Here is a 21133-nt window from a genome sequence, read left to right as displayed (position 1 = left end):
TCGTTAGGCGGGCAACGCGTCGAGCGCTTTCTGGAGGCGTCTGATCGACGACCCGACGCCCAGCTCGGTAGCCAACTGGGCGGTGCGTGCCGGGTCGACGGCAACCAGTGGCAGCGCGTCTTTGGGCGTCGAAAGCGTGACCGGCGCGTCGGTGGCTACCCGCACCACCGAACCCGCGGCCTCGATGTAATCGGTCGCGCCCAGCAGTTTGGCTCGCAGGCCCTTGGCCATCTTTGATTTCGGGTCTTGGGCGGCGGCCAGGATCTTCTCCAGGGAGCCGTGCTGAGCGAGCAGCATCGCCGCCGTCTTCTCGCCGACGCCCGGCACACCCGGCAGGCCGTCGGAGGGGTCGCCCCGCAGCAGCGCGAGCTCGGCGTAGGCCGGTCCGGCGCGATCCACCGGCACCCCATACTGTTCGGCCACCTCGGCAGGCCCGAACAACGTGGCTTTGGTCAGCCCGCGGCCCAGGTAGAGCACCCGGACCGAGACAGGATCATCGGCGACCACCTGCAGCAGGTCGCGGTCTCCGCTGACGACGACGACGGGGTCGGTCTTTTCCTGCGCCGCCAATGTGCCCAGCACGTCGTCGGCTTCGAAACCCGGTGCGCCCGCCGTCGGGATCCCGAACGCGTCGAGCAACTCCATGATCATGTCGACCTGGGGTGACAGGTCGTCGGGCACTTCCTCGACGTCGGGCTGACCGGCGGGCTCTTCTTCGGCGACGCGGTGCGCCTTGTAGGAGGGGATCAGGTCGACCCGGAACTGGGGGCGCCAGTCCAGGTCCAGGCACACCGCCAGTCGGCTGGGCTTTTGCTGGGTGATCACCACGGCCATCGAGTCGATGAAGCCGCGGACGGCGTTGACCGGTCGGCCGTCGGGCGCGGTGATCGATGACGGTACCCCGAAGTACGAGCGGAACCACATGCTGGCGCCGTCGAGCAGGAGTAGTCGTTCGGGCATGCGGGCTATCCTGCCAGCCATGGATTCTTGCCGATCTGATGCCTCAGTCGCCTTTCGGGCTCCCGTGTATGCCCAGCGCCTGGCCGCCGCGGCTATTGCGACCGCCGAGGCGGGGCTGGACGGTCTGGTGATCACCCCGGGCTACGACCTGCGCTACCTCGTCGGTTCGCGTGCGCAGACGTTCGAGCGACTCACCGCGTTGGTGCTGCCGGCTTCCGGCGAGCCGACGATCGTGGTGCCGCGGCTGGAGCTGGCCTCGCTCAAGGCGTCCCCGATCGCGGAACTGGGCCTGGCGGTGCGGGATTGGGTCGACGGCGACGATCCGTACCAGCTGGTGGGCGCCGCATTGGGTGGTGGTCCGGTCGCGACCGCCGTCACCGACTCCATGCCGGCACTGCACCTGGTGCCGCTGACCGCCGTGCTGGGCGTACCGCCTGTGCTTGCCACCGACATGCTGCGCACGCTGCGAATGGTCAAGGAGGCGGGCGAAATAGACGCACTACGCAAGGCCGGTGCGGCCATCGACCGAGTCCACGCGCGGGTGCCGGAGATGCTTCGGCCGGGCCGAACGGAGGCCGAGGTCGCCGCCGATATCGCCGAAGCGATTGTCGCCGAGGGCCATTCGGAGGTGGCGTTCGTCATCGTCGGCTCCGGCCCGCACGGAGCTGACCCGCATCACGGCTATTCGGATCGCGAACTGCAGGTCGGTGACGTCGTCGTCGTCGACATCGGCGGCGTGTACGAGCCCGGCTACCACTCCGACTCGACCCGCACCTACAGCATCGGTGAGCCCGATCAGGATGTGGCACAGCAATATTCGCTACTGCAGCGGGCCCAGCGTGCGGCTGTTGCCGCAGTCCGTCCGGGCATGACCGCCGAACAGGTCGACGCCGCCGCCCGCGACGTGCTGGCCGAGGCCGGATTGGCGGAGTATTTCGTGCACCGCACCGGACACGGTATCGGGCTCTCGGTGCATGAGGAGCCCTACATCGTCGCCGGCAACGATTTGCCGCTGACCGAGGGCATGGCGTTCTCCGTCGAGCCGGGCATCTACTTCCCGGGCCGGTGGGGTGCGCGGATCGAGGACATCGTCATCGTTACCCCGGACGGGGCCCTGTCTGTCAATAACCGGCCGCACGAGCTAATTGTCATACCCGCCAAGTAGATTGGCGCGCTGTCGACGTCAAGCCGACTGTGGCGTTGTGGCCGTGCAGGCCTTGAACCAGGCGAAGTGATAGTTGGCGGCGGTTTTGTCGCCGGCGACCAGCGCGTCGATGGCTGCCAGCAGTTGCCAATTGCCGACGTCGTTGGCCGCTACGTGGTCGGGATACGAGTCGAGGACGCGGGTGCTGATCGCGGCCAGGTGCTGGTGCAGGAGCTCGACCTCCGAATCGAGTACGCCACTGCCAGTCGATGCCGCTTTGGCCAGCGTGTGAGCGAGGCGCGGCAGGCCGTCGCGCCACTGGGTCGCGTGACTGAGCTCAGGGCCGAGTTCGTCGATGTCGGGTGCTCGCCGAGGCCGGGGCGATGTGCGAATCGGCTCGTCTTCGTCGGGAAGGTGATTAGTTGGGGTGTAGCCCGCGGCGACGCTGACTTCGCCGAGCATGGCTTCCAGGTCGCCGCGGCGCCGTGCCGGAGGCAGGAGCGTCACTGCCGCGGGGAGATCGATGTCCGGCGGAATCCAGCCGCTGGCCAGATCGGTTGCCAGCACCGTAGTGTCGTCGGTGCGGTCTCCGGCCGCCCAGGCCAGACGCGGTTGCTGGCGGGCAACGGCCGAGACTAGGCGCTGCAAGCGGGTACGGGCCGTGGCATCGGCTGACCTGGCACCCGCAACCGCACCAGTGGCGGTGGCGACGGCAGCTTGGGTCGCCACATTCGATGCCGCCGGTGGCGTTGCCTGCGGGGAGGATTGACGCACGACCGCGGGCTGACCTGTGTTTCCCTGCCCGGCCGACGGGTGCACCGGCGCCGAGGCCGGTGCCGCCGAGGGAGCGGGTGGGGTGACAGGGGCAGGCGGTGGTGCGGCCGTTTGCATTGTGGGCCGCACGTCGGACGCGTATGCGGGCAGCGGACCCGCAGGTGCTGGGGGTGTCGCTACCGCTGGCGTGGCTGGTCCCGTCACGACCGGCGGCAGCGGCTCCGGGGCAACAGCGTGCGCGACCGGTGGTGGCGCGTCGAACGCCTGGGCATGCACGCCGGCTATTCCTGCCGAGGGCGTTGTGGGTGGTGGGGATTGGGGGACTGGCGCCACGGTGTGCGACACCGGCGCCGGCGGCATGGCCTCCGCCGCTGCTGAAAATGGCGCGCCCGCCTGCATTCCCTTGTCGAAGCTTTGGAATAGGTGTGCTGGGGCAAGGGGCTCGGGCGGGGTCGGGGGTGCGAGTGGTGCGCTGGGCACTGCCGACGTAGGCGCAGCCGGTATCGACGCAGTCGGGGTCGCCGAAGCTAGCGGTGTCGGTGCAGGAATCGCGGGATTGCCCGCCCGTGCTGGTCCCTGCAGTGGCATGGTGCCGACGGGTTTGATACCCGGAGGGATTGCACCTTGTTGCGCGTATGCGGGTGGTGTCAATGGCGGCTGCGTTGGAAGCTGAGCATATCGAGAACCGGCGTCAAAATTTTGCGGGATTGCGCCTTGGTGTCCGAACGCCGACGGTGACGCTGACGACGGCGCACCAACTTCGCCGACAAAGCCGCTGGCATTTGGGTTCTGCGGAATCGCACCTTGTTGTGTTAGGGCAGGTGGCTGGCCGCTGCTATTGAGCGATCGCCTTGCATGAGCCTCCACCTCGGCCCGGTCGTTAGGCTCTCGAAATATTTGTGTGACGTCGACGCCGTGCGCTTGAGCAAATTGGTGTGCGGACTCTCCGATTCCCTCTTCGTCGAGAATTCGCTGAGTTGCGGCGAGCACGTTGGCGCCATATTTGGCTGCCGTCATATTGGCCATCGCTCGATACTGATGAATCAGGGCCACGATCTGTGCCATCTTGGCTTGCGCGGGCTCCTTCGAATCTTGTATCTGTTTGAGCTGGTTATTGCCTTCATCAGCGATAGCCTCTAGATCGTGTCGCAGGCTTAGCATGCTGTCGTAAGCGGTTACATACGCGTTTTCCTTGGCGGCACTCTTTTCAGAGACTCGTCGAGCATGCTCCTCGCCTCGTTGGAAGGTGTTGCGGAGATCATCGACCGTTTGACCCCTCTGATCGGCGAGACGGCCGGTTCGAGCACTCCGTAGCATCTCCGCAAACTCACTGAATCCAGTTGCTAACCTTCCGCGATTCGACTTGCCATGCTCAAGCGCACTCATATCAAGGCTGCCAGGCCATTGATCACCGACAAGAAGTGGTGACCACTCTCCTGGTGGAAAATCGGTCATTTGCACCGCCTTTGGACTGCTCTACCAGCATCATCGCCTGCTCGGAGCAACAGGTCTAAATTCGGGTCGGAAAAAGCAGCGCCGTCCAGATAATTGACTGCCAGCGCTTGATACACGTCGGCTAGCTCACCAACCACCAGTGCGAGGTCGTGCGAAGTGGCTGGCTCAGCCGCCAGCTTAGTGATGAGGTATTGGGGGCCCCCTCCGAGTATGTGCCGAGTGGTCGTCGCCGTTGCGGACGCGGGTCGCTGCCATATCGCCTGCTTTGCACACCAGCTAATAAACACTGCATACCTTCCACTTGGCGTTGTCGACCGGTTGGCCGCGCGTGCGCGACAGCCGGGTTTTCTGTCTCTCAACGGTCGAATGGCGTTCTCGTGCCCATAGATAACGACTTTATTGGACAGGAGACAATCCAATCACTTACAAATCTCGTATAGCATCGCATTAGGCTCGTCTCCGGCGTGAAGCGATGAATCGATTTCAGCTTGCGGCGCCTCGGCCATATATTTGATTGCAAGTTGCTGATACGAACTTGCGAGACTGCGAACCGCCGCTGCGAGACTGGGCGGAGTCGCCGGTTCGTTCGCCAGGGTGCTCAACAGATATTCGCCGCCGTCATAAAGGGCGATTCTGGCGTTGGCAGCTAATCCGAGGGTGGCAGTCGGGTCGCTGCCACCGCTCCGACCCGTGTTAATGAGTACGGCCTTGTGCACCTCTTGGTATGAGGCACACACCTTCGTCTTTGCATCGGCAATTTGTTGGTCGGTGTAGTTAGCGATGGGCGCGGCGCCAGGCGTCTTGTTACTGGGTAGGGGACGAAACCAAGCAGCAATTGCGATACCGGTCGCGACGAACGCCACCAGTAGCGAAACGAAAGCCAGCCAACGCAGTCGTCGTCCCGCTTGATGGGACATCCCCATCGGCCAAGGAGGTGGCACGGGCGGTGCTGGGGGAATACTTGACACGTCGTGGATCGTAGCGGGCAGTGGCAGCCGCGGTAGTCACTCGTGGACAGTGCGTCGTCGGAGCGTTTGCTGAGTCGCATGATCGTCGACTGCGACCGTAGTACGCACACTCGGACGGTGTGCTGAAAGATTTTGACAAGAGCCAGTTTTGCCAACCAACGGGCCGACTCGGTTCGTCGCTGTCATGAACGACACTCCGCTAACGCCCTGAGCCAGCGTCGTCGTCGCGCTTATGCTCCGGCAGCAGGATGCGTCGAGTCGCGACGGGCTTGCCGTCAACTCGTTTGATCACCTCGGGCGTTGGCGGAGGCGTGGTGATACGTCCCTGCACCGGAGCGCCGTTTTTGACCGACGGGACAACGACGCGCTTGGTGTCGGCCTTCGCATCATTGCCGGCCCCGGCTCCGTGCATCGCGCCCGGCGGCATGATCGGCATCGCGCCCATCCCGGCCTGTGGCGCAGTCGGAGATTGAGCAGCGGGCACCGGCGCTGGCGACGTGGTGCGCGACGAAGTGGGCACAGTACCGGCCGACGGCCCCGGCAGCGGCGTCAACATCGCGGTCGGCGTAGTGGGTCCCAAACCGCCACCGCCACCGCCGCCAACATCACCGGCGCCGAATTCCTTACCACCACCGCCGGCATCGAGAAGCTCAGCGGGAATGGCCTCGCTCCCGGTCGCAGCTCCTCCGACGCCATGCTGCATTGCACCCATGCCCATTTGCATCGCCTGCTGACCCGCCTGCGCAAGCTGCTGCGGGATCTGGCTCAGCGGTTGCAGCGCACCACCGAGGGCACCCGCTATTCCGCCGGCGATACCGGAAGCCATTTGTGGTAGCTGCTGCAGCATCTGGGACATCTCGCTTTGACCACCGACGCCGGCCAGCCGGCCGGATGACAGCTCCTCGTTGGCGGGGAATTTGCCCAGCGCGTCGGCAGTCTTGGCCTCGCGTTCGTCATGTCCGGTGAGAGCCGCGAGATTGTCGCCGGGATCACCGCCATTAGCGGCGATACCGAGGACCCTCAGCAACTGGCTGATGGCCGACTGCCCCGTTGCCAGCTGATCGGGTGTGATCACCGGCGGCGGCGGCATCCCACTGAGCCGCGCGAGCTGGTCCAAAACTATTCTGAGCCGCTCTTCGTCGCCTCCGCTCATTCCGTCCTCTCGACGCCCTGCGCCTGCCTGACACGCACTGGCTGATGCTAGCGCCGGTCGACGTTCACGGTTATTCAGCCTTGCAACGGCGTCAGGGAAGGGGAATGCGGATGGGAATGGGAAGTGGGATGGGCAGGGGAGGAAGCCCCGGAATGATGCCGGGAGCAGGGATGACGGGGCTCTTCAGAGCAGGCCACTGGTCACCGAACCCCGACAAGACTCCTTGATCGCCGATCTTCTTGTGCCATTCGAGCCCTGACATTGGCCCAAATTGCCCGTCCACAAAGCGGGGCCAGGACTGGACGAGCGGCGTCGTCTCTCCGGCTCGGTCACTGTAGATCTCGACCGCTGGGAAATTCGTCACGATGCCACCAGCGCGTGGACCCGACTCGGTCGGCTGGATAGCAATGGTGCCGTTCACATCGAACGTGCTGGTCTTCGCGATATCTTCGCCGCCCGGAGAGAACGGGTCGGCGGCGCTGTATTTGACTAAAACAGAGCCATCGCCTTTCTGGATGGCTGAGACGGACGGAGTTCCTGCGCGGAGCTGACCGGTCTTCGCATCGACCGAGGGGTTCTGCCGGGTCACGATGATGCCGTTCTCGTAGTCGACAGTTATTGCGACTCTTGATGACTCGGGGCTGGCAGTGGGAGAGAAGCCTCGGTTGTCACCAAGATTGTCGTGGTAGGGCGGCCACTCCAATTGCGGATTCACTACGGATTGCCCGGGGATGAAGAGGTTCGTGCGAACGACGCCCTGACCAGGCACTGGTGTGATGCGTTCGACGACGATATTCGGTGGCACACCGGCGTTCTTCGGGTCATAGCTGTGTCGATCGAGGGCCGCAGCGGTTTCCCAGTCGGCCATCGAGCTCGGTGGACGGCCGAAAACCTCTGTGAAAGCGTCGATCTGGTTCTGCCGTCGATTGCCTTCGGGTTCGGCCATGGTTGGGGTACCCGGAACGTCCGCCGTTTCGATGATCGCTGGGTCGTATCCATCTGTGCGGAGGGTCGTCAGTGATGACTGCAGGGTGTCCGAGTATTTCGTGCGGATTGCTTCCAGTTGGCCGACAGCATGATTGGTGTCACGAATGGCCTCCTGTTCATAGGCGGAATACCGTGCGTCAAGCTCGGACACCTCAGCCGCGGTGAGCGCGGTGCTCTGCTCGAGATTCAGCACCTGCCCGAGCAGATCGTCGATGTTCCGCAGCCGACTTTCCAGAGTCGCCATCTGCCGAGCTGCGGATCGCTGCGCCTCGGCCAGGGCGGCGGCGATGTTCTCCAAATCGATTCCGATCTGAGGCAGTTGCGTCGCTTGCAGGTGCAGCGATTGCTTGGCGCGCTCTACCTCGGCAGCATCGTTGATCGGGTGATCGCCATTCTGGTGATTCCACGCCGCCTCAAAGTGGCGAAGTGCTTCGCCGAATATGCTTTTGGCCTCGTCGCTGGACTGTCCCGCATTGAAAAGGGCTTTCGCCAGACCGGAAATCTGCGCCGGACGGCCACTTCGGAGGCTACCGTTGATCGCCCAAGGATCACCGCGGGCCGCGGCTATCAGGTGCGGGATGCTTATGTGTTGGAAGAATTGCATTGTGCCGCATGTAGTTTCGTGGCAATGAGCTCGTCCATCTCGGTGAAATCGGCAGCGGCAAGACGAGCCTTGTTACCGAGCGCGGTGAGCATATGGTGATGCGCCTGAAAAGTCTTGACCTGTTGGGAGTGTGCCGCACTGATCGCCTCGTGATATGTGTCGGCGGCGGCGAAGTCGCCAAACATCCCCGATGACAGCGGCGCTCGCGACAGCTGATCGGCCCCATCTTGCGCATATCCACCTGCGCGGTCGGTCTGGTTGGCTCCCGAGTGCAGCAATCCGGTATCGACGAACACCACTACCCTTCCTCAGCTCTCGACGTTTCGATTTGCCACGGCGACAAGCGATCTAGTCGCTATGCCGTGCCGGTGAGGCTAGAGACAGGTGCTATGCAGGTCAATTCAGTGGCCGGTCAAGCGGCGCTGTGGATGACTGAGTTGTGCTTGCAGTTGATTTGCGGCTAGGGCGCGGCCCTACTCGACGTGACCCCGATCAAGCAGATCCGACGACCCCAGCACCCGCTCTACGTAGACCTCGATGACCACCCGTCGCGGATTGGCCCTCGGCGTGCGATAGCGCTGGGCGTAGCGCAGCTCGGCGTCGCGGACGGCGTCGACCTCACCGTTCACCTTGGCTCGGCCCTCCAGCGACAGCCACCGGGCGCCGTCGACCTGGCTGAGCACGGCCAGCCCGCCGCGGTCCGCATTGACCGCCTTCTGAGACCCGCCGGTGGTGATGACCCGGGCGATGTGGGTCTTGGGGTCGAAGGTGAAACCCACCGCCACCACGTGCGGCGAATTGTCAGCACGCAACGTCGTCAGCATCGCCAGATGGCGCTCGGAGAGGAAAGCCAGCGCGTCGTCGGTGAGCCGGGTAGTGGTATTCGCCATCGCCACCCACGCTAGCGCAGGTGATAATCGCAGCCGTGGACGACACGGGGGCAGGTCCGGTAGTAATTTTCGGCGGCCGCAGCGAGATCGGCATCGAACTCGCACGTCGCCTGGCCCCCGGCGCCGCAGTGGTGCTGGCCGCCCGGAAGGCCGATCAGCTGGAGGACCAGATCGCCGCACTTCACGAAGCTGGGGCAACCGAGGTGCACACAGCGGAGTTCGACGCCGACGACCTGGCTTCACACGGTCCGCTGGTCGCATCGATCATCGCCGACCACGGCCCCATCGGCACCGCGGTGCTGGCCTTCGGGATCCTCGGCGACCAGGCCCGCGCCGAGACCGACGCCGGCCACGCCGTGGCCATCGTTCACACCGACTACGTCGCTCAGGTCAGCCTGCTTACCCGCCTGACCGCGGAAATGCGCGCCGCCGGCCGTGGACGGATGGTGGTGTTCTCCTCGATCGCCGGTGCACGGGTGCGACGCGCCAACTACGTATACGGATCGGCCAAGGCCGGGCTGGACGGCTTCGCCAGCGGATTGGCCGACGCGCTGCACGGAACCGGGGTGCAGTTGCTGCTCGCCCGGCCCGGATTCGTTATCGGACGTATGACGGAGGGTATGACACCCGCGCCACTCTCCCGCACGCCAGAACAGGTCGCAAAAGCGACCGCGCGTGCGCTCGCCAAAGGACGGCGCATGGTGTGGATTCCGTGGGCGTTGGGACCCGCATCCGCAGCAATGCGGCTGCTGCCGCAGTTCGTCTGGCGCAGGATGCCGCGATGATCCGCGCCGGCGACGATGCAGAGCGTAGCGATGAGAAGGAGCGGCGCCAATGATCGTCGTGGTCGGTATCGGCGCCGACGGCATGGCGGGTCTGTCGGAGACATCGAGATCCGAATTGCGAAGGGCCACCGTCGTTTACGGATCGAAGAGACAACTCGAGCTGCTCGACGGCACGGTAAGCGCGATCCGGCGCGAGTGGCCGTCGCCGATGCTGCCTGCGTTGCAGGCACTCCCGGCAAACGATGACCTGCATGTCGTAGCCAGTGGTGACCCGTTGCTGCACGGCATCGGCGGCACACTGATCCGTTTGTTCGGTACGGAGAAAGTAAGGGTGCTGCCGCATGTTTCATCGGTGACGCTGGCGTGCGCCCGAATGGGCTGGAACGTTCACGACACCGAGGTGATCAGCCTGGTCACCGCGCCACCGCACACCGCGGTACGCCGTGGCGGCCAGGCGATCGTGCTGTCGAGCGACGGGACTACGCCGAAGGCGCTGGCGTTGCTGCTCAACGCCCACGGTCGCGGCGACTCCGAGCTCAGCGTGCTGGAACGGCTCGGCGCTTCGGATGAACGCCGCACCGACAGCGTCGCCCGAGACTGGGCCACCGACGCCCCCGTCGACCTCGACGACCTCAACGTGGTCGCCGTCCGCTACCTGCCCGACGAGCGCGTGTCCTCGTTACCCGACGACGCCTTCATCCACGACGGGCAGATCACCAAACACAACATCCGGGCAGTGACGTTGGCGGCGCTCGCTCCGCAGCCCGGACAGCGGCTGTGGGATGTCGGCGCCGGCTCGGGCAGTATCGCCGTCGAGTGGTGCCGAAGTTGGCGCAGCTGCACCGCGGTAGCGTTCGAACGCGACGAGCGACGCCGGCTCAACGTCGGGCTCAACGCCGCGCAATTCGGCGTCAACATCGACGTTCGCGGCGAGGCGCCGCAAGCATTCGACGCCGCCGAAGCGCCGTCGGCGATCTTTCTCGGCGGCGGCCTCACCCAGTCCGGTCTTCTGGAGGCCTGCCTCGACCACCTGGGCCTTGGCGGACGACTGGTCGCCAACGCGGTCACCGCTGAGTCAGAAAGTGTTCTGGCGCAATCGTATTCGCAGCATGGCGGTGAGCTGCGACGTTTCCAGCACTACCAAGGAGAGCCGCTGGGCGGATTCACCGGCTGGCGCCCGCAGCATCCGATCACCCAGTGGGTGGTGACCAAACGGTGACGGTGTACTTCATCGGTGCCGGCCCGGGCGCCGCCGACCTGATCACGATCCGCGGCCAGCGACTCCTCGAGAGATGTCACGTCTGCCTTTACGCGGGCTCGATTATGCCCAAAGACCTACTGGCGCAGTGTCCGTGCGGCGCAAAGATCGTCGACACCGGTCCACTGACGCTGGAGCAGATCATCACCGAACTCGCCGACGCCAATGCCGCCGGTCACGATGTCGCGCGGCTGCACTCGGGGGATCCGTCGCTGTACAGCGCGCTGGCCGAGCAGTGTCGCCGACTCGACGCGTTAGGTATCGATTACGAAATCGTGCCCGGCGTACCGGCTTTCGCCGCGGCCGCCGCGGCGCTGAAGCGCGAGTTGACCGTCCCGACAATCGCGCAGACGGTAACACTGACCAGGATCTCGACGTTGTCCACGCCGATGCCGGCCGGTGAAGACTTGGCCACGATCGCCCAATCCGGCGCCACGCTGGTCCTGCATCTGGCCGCCGCCCAGATCGACGTCATCGTCCCGCAGCTACTGGCAGGTGGCTATCGACCCGAAACACCCACGGCGGTAGTGGCTTTCGCCAGTTGGCCGCAAGAGACCGTACTCCGTGGCACGTTGGCCGACATCGCCGGGCAGATGCACGACGCGAACATCTCCAAGACGGCCGTCATCATCGTCGGAGAGGTGCTTGCCGCCGAAGGGTTCACCGACAGCTACCTGTACTCCGCGGCACGACGTAGCAAAAGGACGTATTGATGCGGGTATTGCTGCTCGGCGGTACCGCCGAGGCGCGGGAACTGGCGAAACGTTTGCACCCGCAGTACGACATCATCAGCTCGTTGGCCGGGCGCGTCCCGGACCCGGCGCTGCCGTCCGGTCCGGTGCGCATCGGCGGCTTCGGCGGTGTGGAGGGGCTGCGGAAGTGGTTGCGCGACGAAGGCATCGATGCGGTCGTCGACGCCACCCATCCATTCGCGGCGACGATGACCGCCCACGCCGCCCAGGTCTGTAAAGAACTGAGGATGCCTCATCTGGTCCTGGCCCGCCCGGCCTGGGACCCAGGTGCTGCCATCGTCGTCGCATCCGACACTGAGGCCGCAGAAACCGTTGCAACAAAACAGTATTCGCGGGTGTTTCTCACCACCGGCCGTTCGGGCGCTAAACCTTTCCGCAAAAGCGACGCGTGGTTCTTGATCCGCGCGGTCACCGCGCCGGATAGCGACTCTTTGCCGCGTCATCATCAGCTGTTGCTATCCCGCGGACCGTATCGCTACGACGACGAGCTCCAGCTCCTCCGGCGGCACCGTATCGATGCGCTGGTCACCAAAAACAGCGGTGGCGACATGACCAAAGCCAAGCTGGATGCCGCTGCAGCATTGGAGATGCCGGTGGTGATGGTGGCGCGCCCGCCGTTGCCGTCCGGCGTGACCACGGTGGGAACCGTCGAAGAAGCCGTCGAGTGGTTAGCAGGGCAGGGTTAGCCGGTCAGGTCGTCGCGTTCGCTGTCAGCCAACAGGGCGTCGCGAGCGCGGGCGACGCGGGAGCGGATGGTGCCCACCGGGCAGCCGCAGACCGCCGCAGCGTCTGCGTAGGACAGCCCGATCAGCTGCGTGAGCAACAGCGCCTCTCGTTGCTCGGTGATGAGGCCGCCGATCATGGTGGTCACCTCGACGAGGTCTTCGAACCCGCGGGTGTGACGATTGGTCTCGAGCACGCGTTCGGGGACGGTAGCGTGCACGGTGCGCGGTCGCGATTGCGCCTGACGAATGTGGTCGGCCACGACACGGCGGGCGATGGCCAGTAGCCAGGTTCGGGCGCTGGAGCGCGCGGAGAATCGCGGGATGGCGCCGATTGCCCTGAGGAACGTCTCCTGGGTCAGGTCGTCCGCGTTGCCCACATCCGACAGGTAGGTGACAAATCGCCACACATCTTGCTGCGTGGCTTTGATAAACGACTCCAGTGCCCGCTCGTTGCCGCGGGCGGCTGCCAAAGCGAGCGCGGTAACGGCTTCGTCGTCGCTCCGCGCGCCCATGGTTACCCACCTTAAACGGCAGACCCGGGTCCGTCTACGACTGGCTGTCGTAGCGGTTCAGGCCGAATTCATAGAAAGCCGGTGGGAACCAAATGATGTCGTTCGTCGACCAGTAAGCGACAGCACCACTTGGTTTCGAGAGGAAGGGTCACGACGATGACCGCACCGATCTGGATGGCCTTTCCACCGGAGGTGCACTCGACGCTGCTCAGTAGCGGGCCGGGTCCCGGGCCGTTGCTGGCGGCCTCCGCCGCGTGGTCGTCGCTGAGCACCGACTACGTCGCGGCGGCGGAGGAACTGACCGGATTGCTGGCAGCGGTGCAAGCCGGGGCGTGGGAAGGCCCCAGCGCCGAGCAGTACGTGGCCGCGCACGGCCCATACCTGGCATGGCTGCTGGAGAGCGCCGCCAAGAGCACCGCCGCGTCCACGCTGCACCAAACGGCGGCTGCCGCCTACACCACCGCACTTGCCGTCATGCCCACGATGGGCGAGCTCACGGCGAATCACGCAATTCACGCCGTGCTGGTCGCGACGAACTTCTTCGGCATCAATACCATTCCCATCGCGCTGAACGAAGCCGACTACGTGCGCATGTGGGTGCAAGCAGCGGGGACGATGACGACCTACCAAGTGGTCAGCGAGTCCGCTCTGGCCGCGGTTCCCGCGACCGTACCGGCGCCGCCGATAGTCACTCCGGGCGGCGAAGCCAGTGCAGCCGCGAAACAAACCGCTGACGAAACCGCTCCCGCCACGTCATGGCAGGACAAGCTTGCGGAATCTCTATCGCAGTACACCCAAAACGTCCTCTGGCCGCTTGGTGAGGAGTTGTGGCCCGATGGCTGGCCCATCGAAGCGGTTCCATTTGCCAACGCACTGTCTTCTGCGCTGATGAACATTCCAGGCATGACCCCAGCGCTGGCGACCGCGTTGGCCTGGTTCACCTTTCACGCGTTAATGGTCGTCTGGGGGTTCGCGCAACAGGGGATTCAGATGGCCGTACTGGCGGTCCCAGCCATGCTCGCCGCTGTTGGGGCCGCCGCTGTCGCAGGTGTGGGCGCGGCTGTCGCCGGTGCTGCCGCCGGTATCACCGCCGTCGCGCTGCCAGTCAGCGTGCCGTTGCCCGCGCCGACGCCGACGGCCGCCACACCGGCTCCGACGCCGACGATGACCGCCGGAACCCCGGCAAATACAAGTACTGCGAGCGCGCCCAGCAGTGTCGCGCCCAGCACGGTCTCGGCGCCCGGTGCCGGACCGGTCGGCGGTCCGGGCGTCGACTTCGGTTCGGGCGGTCAGACGGGCGTCGGCGCCGGCATGGCCGACTCGCTGTACGCGGTGGGTTTTGCGGGACTGTCGTCGAGCAGCAGTGCCAGCAGCCGCAGACGCAGGAAGTCGCAGGAGCCTGAGTCGGACGACGCTGAGGAACCGGCGACGGCCGCAGAGGCGGCCCGCGAGCGGTTGCGCAGTCGGCGACGTCGCGGGGCCGAGGCCAAAACTCACGGCTACCGCTACGAGTACATGGACCTCGAGCCAGCCGAACCGCCCCTGGCGTCCGATGGGGATGCGGGACCGCTTGGCTTCGCCGGGGCCGCAACCAAGTCCAACGTTGCTCAGGCCGCCGGATTGGTCACGCTGGACGACGACGGGTTGAGCAGCGGGCCGAGCATGCCGATGCTGCCGAGCAGCTGGCGCGACGACCCCGCCTAGCCCGGGTAATGCCTGGGGGTGAATACCTGGTCACCGGAATCGGTTGAGTACCAGCGTGTTTGAGAAGACCCAATGATCAGCAAGCAGCGCATGTCCACGTGGGCAGGGTCCAGGTCAGCCAGTCGCACCACGCGAACTTCTTCGTCAGCGCCAGAAACGTTGCGGCCGATGACGACCGGAGTGCCGGGGTCGCGATGGTCCAGCAGCAGGTCTCGCATGGCGCCCACCTGCCAGGTCCGCGACTTGGAGGCCGGGTTGTAGATCGCCAGCACCAAATCCGCTGCGGCAGCGGCCTGCAGACGTGCGGTGATCACGTCCCAGGGCTTGAGCCGGTCGGACAACGAGATCACGGCGTAGTCATGACCCAGGGGGGCGCCGACCCGGCTGGCGACGGCCTGAGCCGCGGTCATCGCCGGAATGACCCTGATCCGTATTTGCGGCCACTCTTTGGCTTCTTCCAGGACGGCGGTGGCCATCGCGAACACCCCCGGATCGCCCGAGGACACCACCGCGACCGCGTGCCCCTGCTCGGCGAGCGTCAAGGCCAGTCGGGCACGCGCGGGTTCGTCGGTGTTGTCGCTGGGATGACGCCGCTGACCATCTCGGACCGGAACGCGATCCAGGTAGCGGCCATAGCCGATCAGGTCGGTGGCGGCGGCCAGCTCGCGTCGGCTTTGCGGCGTCATCCAGTCGCTGTCGCCGGGCCCCAGGCCCACGACCGCGACGCTGCCCGCGCTGCTGCCGCATCGGCGGCCGCCCGGCAGCATGGCGAGCGAGAAGTACGGCACGCTGGTCTCGTCGACGTCAGCGGCGGGCAGTACGCGTTGGCCGGGGGTGCTGGCCCGCTCCACATAGAACGCGTCGCCAAGCTGGCCGGACGCCGAAAGCGCTTCGCGAACATTGTGATACGAGCGGCCCAGTTTCAGTACGACGGCCGCGTCGGTATCGGCGAGCCGACGGGTCATCTCGCCGACCGGCAGTGTGCCCGGCAGCACCGACAGCACCTGGTCTCCGGCCACCAGCGGTGTGGCGACGGCCGCCGAGGCCGCGCTCACCGACGTCACGCCCGGCACGATGACCGCGTTGAACCTTTGGGTCAGCCGGGTGTGCAAATGCATGTAGGAGCTGTAGAACAGCGGGTCGCCCTCGGCGAGCAGCGCCACGTTGCGGCCCGCGTCGAGGTGCTCGGCGATTCGACGGGTTGCATCGGCGTAGAAGTCCTCGAGCGCGCCGGCGTAGCCGCCCGGATGGTCGGTGGTTTCGGTGGTCACCGGGTAGACGAGGTGTTCCTCGATCTGACCGGACCGCAGATACGGCTCGGCGATGCCGCGGGCGATGCTGCGACCGTGGCGGGCGCTGTGGTATGCCACCACGTCGGCCTCGCCGATCACCCGCGCCGCCTTGACGGTCACCAACTCCGGATCGCCGGGCCCCAAGCCGACACCCCACAGGGTGCCTCGAGTCGTCATTCGCTGTCGGCGGCGATCGCGTTGACGGCGGCGGCGGCCATGGCGCTGCCACCGCGGCGGCCCCGCACCACCAGATACGACATGCCGCGTGGATGGTCGACGAGCTCCTGCTTGGACTGAGCGGACCCGACGAATCCGACCGGGCCGCCGAGCACCGCGGCCGGTGCCGGAACGCCCTCGTCGATCAGTTCGAGCAGTCGGAACAGCGCGGTGGGCGCGTTGCCGATGGCCAGCACCGCGCCCGACAGCCGGTCGGCCGACAGTTCCACGCCGGCCGCCGAGCGGGTGGTCTGCCGTCGGGCAGCCAGCTCGGCCGCGCGTGGATCGGCGACCAGCGACACCACTTCGTTGGCGGCTGGCAGCCGCGCGGTGGTGATGCCTGCGGCCACCATCGACGAGTCGCACAGCACCGGCGCGCCATCCCGCAGAACGGCGCCGGCCTGCCGCACGACGTCGTCGGTGTAGTCGATGTGTTCGGTGAGGTCGACCTGTCCGCAGGTGTGGATCAACCGGACCACCACCCGTGCGACGTCGGCGGGGAATCGCGTCAGGTCGGCTTCGGCCCGGATGGTCGCAAACGACTGACGGTAGATCTCGTCGGCGTCGCGAAGGTAGTCGAGCACCCGCTCACCTTAAGACCTGAGAAGCCGGTATCCCGTTTCGGTGGCGACTAACACCTCACCCGTCTGAGGACTGCCGCAGGCCCGTTCGCAGCCGACGAAGTGGCGGTGCGCCGGGTACGCGGCGTCCAGCGATTCGGACGCGTCGGCCCGTACGTCAGCAGCCGAGTGCGCGCAACCGGGGCTGCCGGTGCAGGCGCTGATGTTCAGCCAGGGCGAGTTCTCGTCGAACACCAGGCCCAGCGGCGCCAGTACCCGCAGCGCGGCGTCCGCGACGGCGTCGTCGAGATCGCACAGCAGCACCGACCGCCACGGTGTGACCACCAGCGGGGCATTGACCGCCGCGAGGTATTCCGCGACGCGTGCGGACATGACGCCCAATGGGACCGCGGCACCCAGCGCCACGCGACCGTCGTCCTGCTCAATCCAACCCACCGGCGGACGGGTGACGGGCGGAAACCGGGCCTTCATTGTCGCGCCTGGTATCAGTGCGGCGGGGTCATCTAATTCCTTTACCCGCCAAGCCTTTCCGCGGATCTCGGCGAACCGCAGCGCGACTCCAACCACGGCATCGACGACGTCGTCAACCCGCACACCGGTGTTTCGGCCTGCCAGCAGCAGCGCGACTCCCTCCGGGAGCACGTGTGCACCGACATCGGCGGCCAGGCCGGACACGTCGGCGCGGCCGTCGTCGAGACTGAACCAGAACCGGCCGCCCAGTTCGGCGAGCCGCGGCTCGGAGCAGATCGCCGCATCCAGATCAGCCACCCACTCCCGAATGTTGGGCCTTCCACCGACCCGGCCCGACAGCGGCGACGCGACGATGTTGCGGACCCGCTCATGCGTCTCCGACGGCAACAGGCCGGCGGCTGCAATCGTGTCGGCGGCCGCCGTCACGTCGGTGATTCCACGCAGCTGGACGTTGCCGCGGGCGGTCAGTTCCAGCGTTCCCGAGCCCAACTCGCCCGACACGCGCGCCAGTGTCGCCAACTGTGTAGCGGTGAGTATGCCGCCCGGTAGCCGGACCCGTACCAGCGCGCCGTCGGCGGCCTGGTGCACCTGCAGCGCACCCGGGCAGGCGTCGGTGTCGCGGGATCGGGGCATTGGTCCACGGTACGAGCTCACGCCTTCGGGCAGAAAATGCCGAAGATTACGACACACTGCTCATAGGTACTGATGATGGCCGGTGGCCAGGGCGGAGGCGCCGGTGGTGGGCCTTCTCCCTCCCAAATGTTGTGTGCGACATTGCCCTGCCCGGAATAGACGTACCAATACGTGTGGCACACGTCGTTGTCCCAAATCACCGGGTACACACGGATATTTCCGGTCTGGACCGGAGGATCTCCCGGGCACCAGTGACATGGGCCTGCCGGGTGGTCTTCCGGACAGCCGGGCCACGCGCCGGTTAGCAGCGCGGGACCGGGTTGCGCCAGCGCGGGAGCTGGGGCGAACCCCAACCCGGCGAACGCGATGCAGCCGGACCACAGCACTCCTGCAACCGATCGCATGATGCGGTTGCCGTCCATGGTGGTTCCCTTCACTGCTCCCGGGCCGAAGGTACCGCCGACGACTTGCGAAATTCTTGCGTCTGGCTGCTCTAGAAATGCGGCGCCTGGTTGGTGTTTGGGCATCATCAATCCGCGATCGCTGCTTGGCTTAGCCAACTTGGGTGCGGGCGATAGGTCGCCGGTGGGCAAGCAAAGAATGTTTTGAACAAGTGATGGGTGCGACTGGCCGAAATACGCTGTGAATTCTCGATTCAACTCGGATTTCCTGGGCCAGGAAGAAGCACAACATACGGCCTGACCCGAGTCGCCGCAGCCGTGGTCTTTCACGTCGCCTAGGTCGGACTGGCCTGCAGCATCTTCCGGAACCGGTTTACGCCGAAGGCGCGCCGACCGAAAGAAACTCGCCAAGAATCTTTCAAGAATCGTGGCGCATCCTACGCATTATCCGCATTGTCGGCCACCACGACCGACCTCGGAGCATGATGAAGCACATTCGCGAGGAAGGACTCGTTAAATGGGGCACCACTGGCGGATCGTCGTCGGCGTCGGGACGATCTAATGGACCTGCGTCATCTCTACACGAGCTTCGACGGCCGCATCAATCGACAGCCATATTGGATCGGGACAATGGTCCTGGCGGTGGTGAACGTCGTGATCTCGTTGGTCGTCGGAAAGTTACTGGGCGTGTCGATCAGCGCGCCCGACTTCCGTTTCAAACTGGTAAGCCTCGTCTTGGCAGTCCTGTTCCTCTACCCTTCGGCGGCGCTGATTGTGAAACGCCTGCACGACCGCGACCGGCCCGCCTGGCTTGCCGCGCTCTTCCTGGCGCCGCCCCTGATCAGTAGTGTTATCGACCTGATCGGAATGACCGGAAACCAGTCCAATCCGAACGTGCTCTATCTTCTGCTGAGCGGCATCTTTGCCCTGGTCTTTGCCGTCATCAGCATTTGGGGCTTTGTCGAACTTGGCTGCCTACGCGGGAGTATCGGAACGAACCAGTACGGCCCCGACCCGCTCGGCAGTTCTGAGATTGCCGCCGCCAACGACACACCCTGGACCCCATCGTCGGCGAAGTCATCAACGGGATTACGCGGCTCAAACTATTTTAAGAAGTGCCCGGCCTGCGGGAAATTTACCCGCGACGCTAAGGTGTGCAGGATCTGTGGCCACGACCTCATAGCGTGTGAGGCACCGCAGATAAAAACGCGAAACAAGCCGCCGACCTATTCGAACACTGGTCGATGTGGAGTCAAGCGCCGGCGCGCTAGAAAGGTGGCGGCTGGTTGCGTTCGGCGACATGAGCGGCGTTGAGAGCGCGTTCGGTGTCGATGCGATAGATGCGAGCTTGTTCGCGGGTCGTGCGGCGTTTGGGCATCATCAATCCGCGATCGCCACTCGGCTTAGCCAATTGGGGGGCGGGCGGCAGCTCGCCGGTGGGCAAGCAAAGAGTGGGAAACAGCAGCCGACTGCCCGGGCGGGTGGTGTAGGTCTGGCCGGTCGGCGACGTCCACGTCACAGTGCCGTCGGGCTGTTGCTCGTCGTGCCAGGCTGTCCAGAATGTTTTGAGCAAGTGATGTTTTCTGCAGAGGCACTTCAGGTTCGAGGGATGGGTCGGACCGTGCGGATAAGGGATCGTGTGGTCGACGTCGCAGAATTCCGCGGGCTGGTCGCAGTTGGGGAACCGACAGTTCATGTCGCGGCACCGGACGAAGTTGTCTAGCGCCGCTGACGGCCGGTAACCCGGTTCGGGCGCGACATCGTTACCCGGATGGGTTATCGGCCGAACGTGTGCACCCCCGCGGATCAGCTCGGCCAACAGTGGCGCGGGTACCAGACCGCCACCGGTGATTAAGGCGATGGGCTGCTTCTTGGGCGTCGCCGCCGGAGGCACGGGTTCACTAATGGGTTGTGTCGCGGTCTCGCCCGACATTTGCGGGTCAGGTTGGTCCGCTGTCGCGGATGCCTCGGCGACAACGTGGATGGCCACACTGGTTGCCCGCTGGTTGCGGTCAATGCTGGCAAAGCAGTCGGCTTTTCCGCAGCTGCAGGCAAGCCGATCGTCCCCGGCGGCCAGCGCTCCCAACGCGTCGGCGCGGCGCTGGGCGAGGGTGCGTGGGTCGTCCTCACATACGTCGTGGGCCATCTGAGTGAGTCGCCGGTCAAGAACGGCCGCGTCGGTGGCATACAACCGGCCCCAGAAGCCGGCGACGCCGGACTCGCCATCTGCCTGGTCAATGACCACCTCGCGGCCACGAGCGGCGTCGCGGGCGCGCCGCAATGCCCCCGGGTCGTAGCGGTCCACCACGGCGTCGATTGCCTCCGCGGTCTTGGTTGCCGATTGCGGTCCGAATTGTGTTGCGTCCTCGGCCAACGCCTTGTCGACCAATCGCATCGTCGCCGGGTCTTTGATCAGATCGGTGTGCCACACGATCGTCGCCGCCAACCGCGCGCTGATCGTCCCCTGGGCGAAAAGTGCTGCCACTCGGGGCAGCCGATCGCGCAGTGCCACAGCCAGATACATCTGGCCCGACGCCATCCGGCGACTGATGCCTTGTGCGGCTCCGACTTCAGCGGCCATGGCATCCCAGTTGTCGCACGACCAGTGGGCAAGGTCGGTGGGGCCTTCGGCACGACGACGCACCAACTCGGCGATGGCCGCCAGCCGCCGCGCTGATGCGGCGGCCTCCGCCCGAGTCCAGTCGGTGATCGCAGTGACCACCGCGGCATCATCGGCGCTCTTTAATGCTTCATCACCCGCCCAAACTGCATCGCACATGTGTTCGATTTTATCCGGTAAGGACGACACAGGCACGTCCGAAGTGCCCGCCTGTGGAGAAACATCCAACTGTGGATAACCCACAACCC

General features: G+C 65.4%; 20 protein-coding genes. 7 read left to right on the top strand and 13 right to left on the bottom strand.

The window, feature by feature from the left end; genetic code table 11:
• Positions 1-3 precede the first annotated feature (3 nt).
• Positions 4-960 carry a 5'-3' exonuclease gene (locus AC5Y21_RS17775; protein WP_499914184.1) on the bottom strand — a complete coding sequence of 319 codons (957 nt, stop codon included), beginning with the start codon at positions 958-960 and terminating at the stop codon, positions 4-6.
• A 19-nt stretch (positions 961-979) separates the two neighbouring features.
• Here AC5Y21_RS17775 and AC5Y21_RS17770 point away from each other — a divergent pair, with 19 nt between their 5' ends.
• Complete coding sequence (locus AC5Y21_RS17770) at positions 980-2125, top strand: M24 family metallopeptidase (RefSeq protein ID WP_499914182.1); 1146 nt, start codon at positions 980-982, stop codon at positions 2123-2125.
• A gap of 18 nt (positions 2126-2143) precedes the next feature.
• On the opposite strand, the gene AC5Y21_RS17765 is transcribed toward AC5Y21_RS17770, so the two are convergent.
• The 6 genes from AC5Y21_RS17765 to AC5Y21_RS17740 form a co-directional block, all read right to left on the bottom strand.
• Complete coding sequence (locus tag AC5Y21_RS17765; RefSeq protein ID WP_499914180.1) at positions 2144-2833, bottom strand: DUF5631 domain-containing protein; 690 nt, start codon at positions 2831-2833, stop codon at positions 2144-2146.
• A 1919-nt stretch (positions 2834-4752) separates the two neighbouring features.
• Positions 4753-5196, bottom strand: coding sequence for a hypothetical protein (locus AC5Y21_RS17760; RefSeq protein ID WP_499914178.1), 444 nt, complete (start codon positions 5194-5196; stop codon positions 4753-4755).
• A 304-nt stretch (positions 5197-5500) separates the two neighbouring features.
• Positions 5501-6454, bottom strand: coding sequence for a hypothetical protein (locus AC5Y21_RS17755; RefSeq protein ID WP_499914176.1), 954 nt, complete (start codon positions 6452-6454; stop codon positions 5501-5503).
• A gap of 91 nt (positions 6455-6545) precedes the next feature.
• A complete protein-coding gene (locus AC5Y21_RS17750; RefSeq protein WP_499914174.1) occupies positions 6546-8045 on the bottom strand; it encodes a putative alpha/beta hydrolase in 1500 nt (499 codons plus the stop codon).
• On the bottom strand, positions 8024-8341 hold the full coding sequence (locus tag AC5Y21_RS17745) for a DUF2563 family protein (protein WP_499914266.1): 318 nt from the start codon (positions 8339-8341) through the stop codon (positions 8024-8026). The genes AC5Y21_RS17750 and AC5Y21_RS17745 overlap by 22 nt, the downstream gene beginning before the upstream one ends.
• A gap of 177 nt (positions 8342-8518) precedes the next feature.
• On the bottom strand, positions 8519-8941 hold the full coding sequence (locus AC5Y21_RS17740; RefSeq protein ID WP_499914172.1) for a F420-dependent biliverdin reductase: 423 nt from the start codon (positions 8939-8941) through the stop codon (positions 8519-8521).
• A 29-nt stretch (positions 8942-8970) separates the two neighbouring features.
• Between AC5Y21_RS17740 and AC5Y21_RS17735 the strand changes: the two genes are divergently transcribed.
• From AC5Y21_RS17735 to AC5Y21_RS17720, 4 genes are read left to right on the top strand one after another with little or no spacing between them, the layout of a single operon-like run.
• Positions 8971-9720, top strand: coding sequence for an SDR family NAD(P)-dependent oxidoreductase (locus AC5Y21_RS17735; RefSeq protein WP_499914170.1), 750 nt, complete (start codon positions 8971-8973; stop codon positions 9718-9720).
• A 49-nt stretch (positions 9721-9769) separates the two neighbouring features.
• Positions 9770-10939: a precorrin-6y C5,15-methyltransferase (decarboxylating) subunit CbiE gene (gene cbiE, locus AC5Y21_RS17730; protein ID WP_499914168.1), complete on the top strand. Its 1170-nt coding sequence runs from the start codon at positions 9770-9772 to the stop codon at positions 10937-10939.
• On the top strand, positions 10936-11691 hold the full coding sequence (cobM, locus tag AC5Y21_RS17725; protein ID WP_499914264.1) for a precorrin-4 C(11)-methyltransferase: 756 nt from the start codon (positions 10936-10938) through the stop codon (positions 11689-11691). The genes cbiE and cobM overlap by 4 nt, the downstream gene beginning before the upstream one ends.
• A complete protein-coding gene (locus tag AC5Y21_RS17720) occupies positions 11691-12416 on the top strand; it encodes a cobalt-precorrin-6A reductase (protein ID WP_499914165.1) in 726 nt (241 codons plus the stop codon). Before cobM ends, AC5Y21_RS17720 begins: the two co-directional genes overlap by 1 nt.
• On the opposite strand, the gene sigC is transcribed toward AC5Y21_RS17720, so the two are convergent.
• Complete coding sequence (gene sigC, locus AC5Y21_RS17715) at positions 12413-12967, bottom strand: RNA polymerase sigma factor SigC (RefSeq protein WP_499914163.1); 555 nt, start codon at positions 12965-12967, stop codon at positions 12413-12415. The two genes, AC5Y21_RS17720 and sigC, sit on opposite strands and share 4 nt — an antisense overlap.
• 156 nt (positions 12968-13123) lie before the next feature.
• Here sigC and AC5Y21_RS17710 point away from each other — a divergent pair, with 156 nt between their 5' ends.
• Positions 13124-14671, top strand: a complete 1548-nt coding sequence (locus AC5Y21_RS17710) for a PPE family protein (protein ID WP_499914161.1) — start codon at positions 13124-13126, stop codon at positions 14669-14671.
• On the opposite strand, the gene AC5Y21_RS17705 is transcribed toward AC5Y21_RS17710, so the two are convergent.
• The 4 genes from AC5Y21_RS17705 to AC5Y21_RS17690 are packed head-to-tail and all read right to left on the bottom strand — an operon-like array spanning position 14668 to position 18286.
• Positions 14668-16140: a precorrin-2 C(20)-methyltransferase gene (locus AC5Y21_RS17705; protein ID WP_499914159.1), complete on the bottom strand. Its 1473-nt coding sequence runs from the start codon at positions 16138-16140 to the stop codon at positions 14668-14670. The two genes, AC5Y21_RS17710 and AC5Y21_RS17705, sit on opposite strands and share 4 nt — an antisense overlap.
• The gene (locus AC5Y21_RS17700; RefSeq protein WP_499914156.1) at positions 16137-16763 is read right to left on the bottom strand and encodes a precorrin-8X methylmutase; all 627 of its coding nucleotides are present in this window, start codon (positions 16761-16763) and stop codon (positions 16137-16139) included. The genes AC5Y21_RS17705 and AC5Y21_RS17700 overlap by 4 nt, the downstream gene beginning before the upstream one ends.
• A 9-nt stretch (positions 16764-16772) precedes the next feature.
• Positions 16773-17864: a precorrin-3B synthase gene (cobG, locus tag AC5Y21_RS17695; protein WP_499914154.1), complete on the bottom strand. Its 1092-nt coding sequence runs from the start codon at positions 17862-17864 to the stop codon at positions 16773-16775.
• Between the two features lie 17 nt (positions 17865-17881).
• Positions 17882-18286, bottom strand: a complete 405-nt coding sequence (locus AC5Y21_RS17690) for a hypothetical protein (protein ID WP_499914152.1) — start codon at positions 18284-18286, stop codon at positions 17882-17884.
• 540 nt (positions 18287-18826) lie between these two features.
• Here AC5Y21_RS17690 and AC5Y21_RS17685 point away from each other — a divergent pair.
• The gene (locus AC5Y21_RS17685; protein ID WP_499914150.1) at positions 18827-19579 is read left to right on the top strand and encodes a DUF805 domain-containing protein; all 753 of its coding nucleotides are present in this window, start codon (positions 18827-18829) and stop codon (positions 19577-19579) included.
• Here the strand turns inward: AC5Y21_RS17685 and AC5Y21_RS17680 are convergent.
• A complete protein-coding gene (locus AC5Y21_RS17680) occupies positions 19533-21044 on the bottom strand; it encodes an HNH endonuclease signature motif containing protein (RefSeq protein ID WP_499914148.1) in 1512 nt (503 codons plus the stop codon). The genes AC5Y21_RS17685 and AC5Y21_RS17680 overlap by 47 nt on opposite strands.
• Positions 21045-21133: the final 89 nt, after the last annotated feature.

The sequence above is a fragment of the Mycobacterium sp. NGS41 genome (assembly GCF_059812725.1).
Note: the sequence above shows the minus strand (reverse complement) of the source record. Positions and strands in the feature narration are given on the sequence as shown.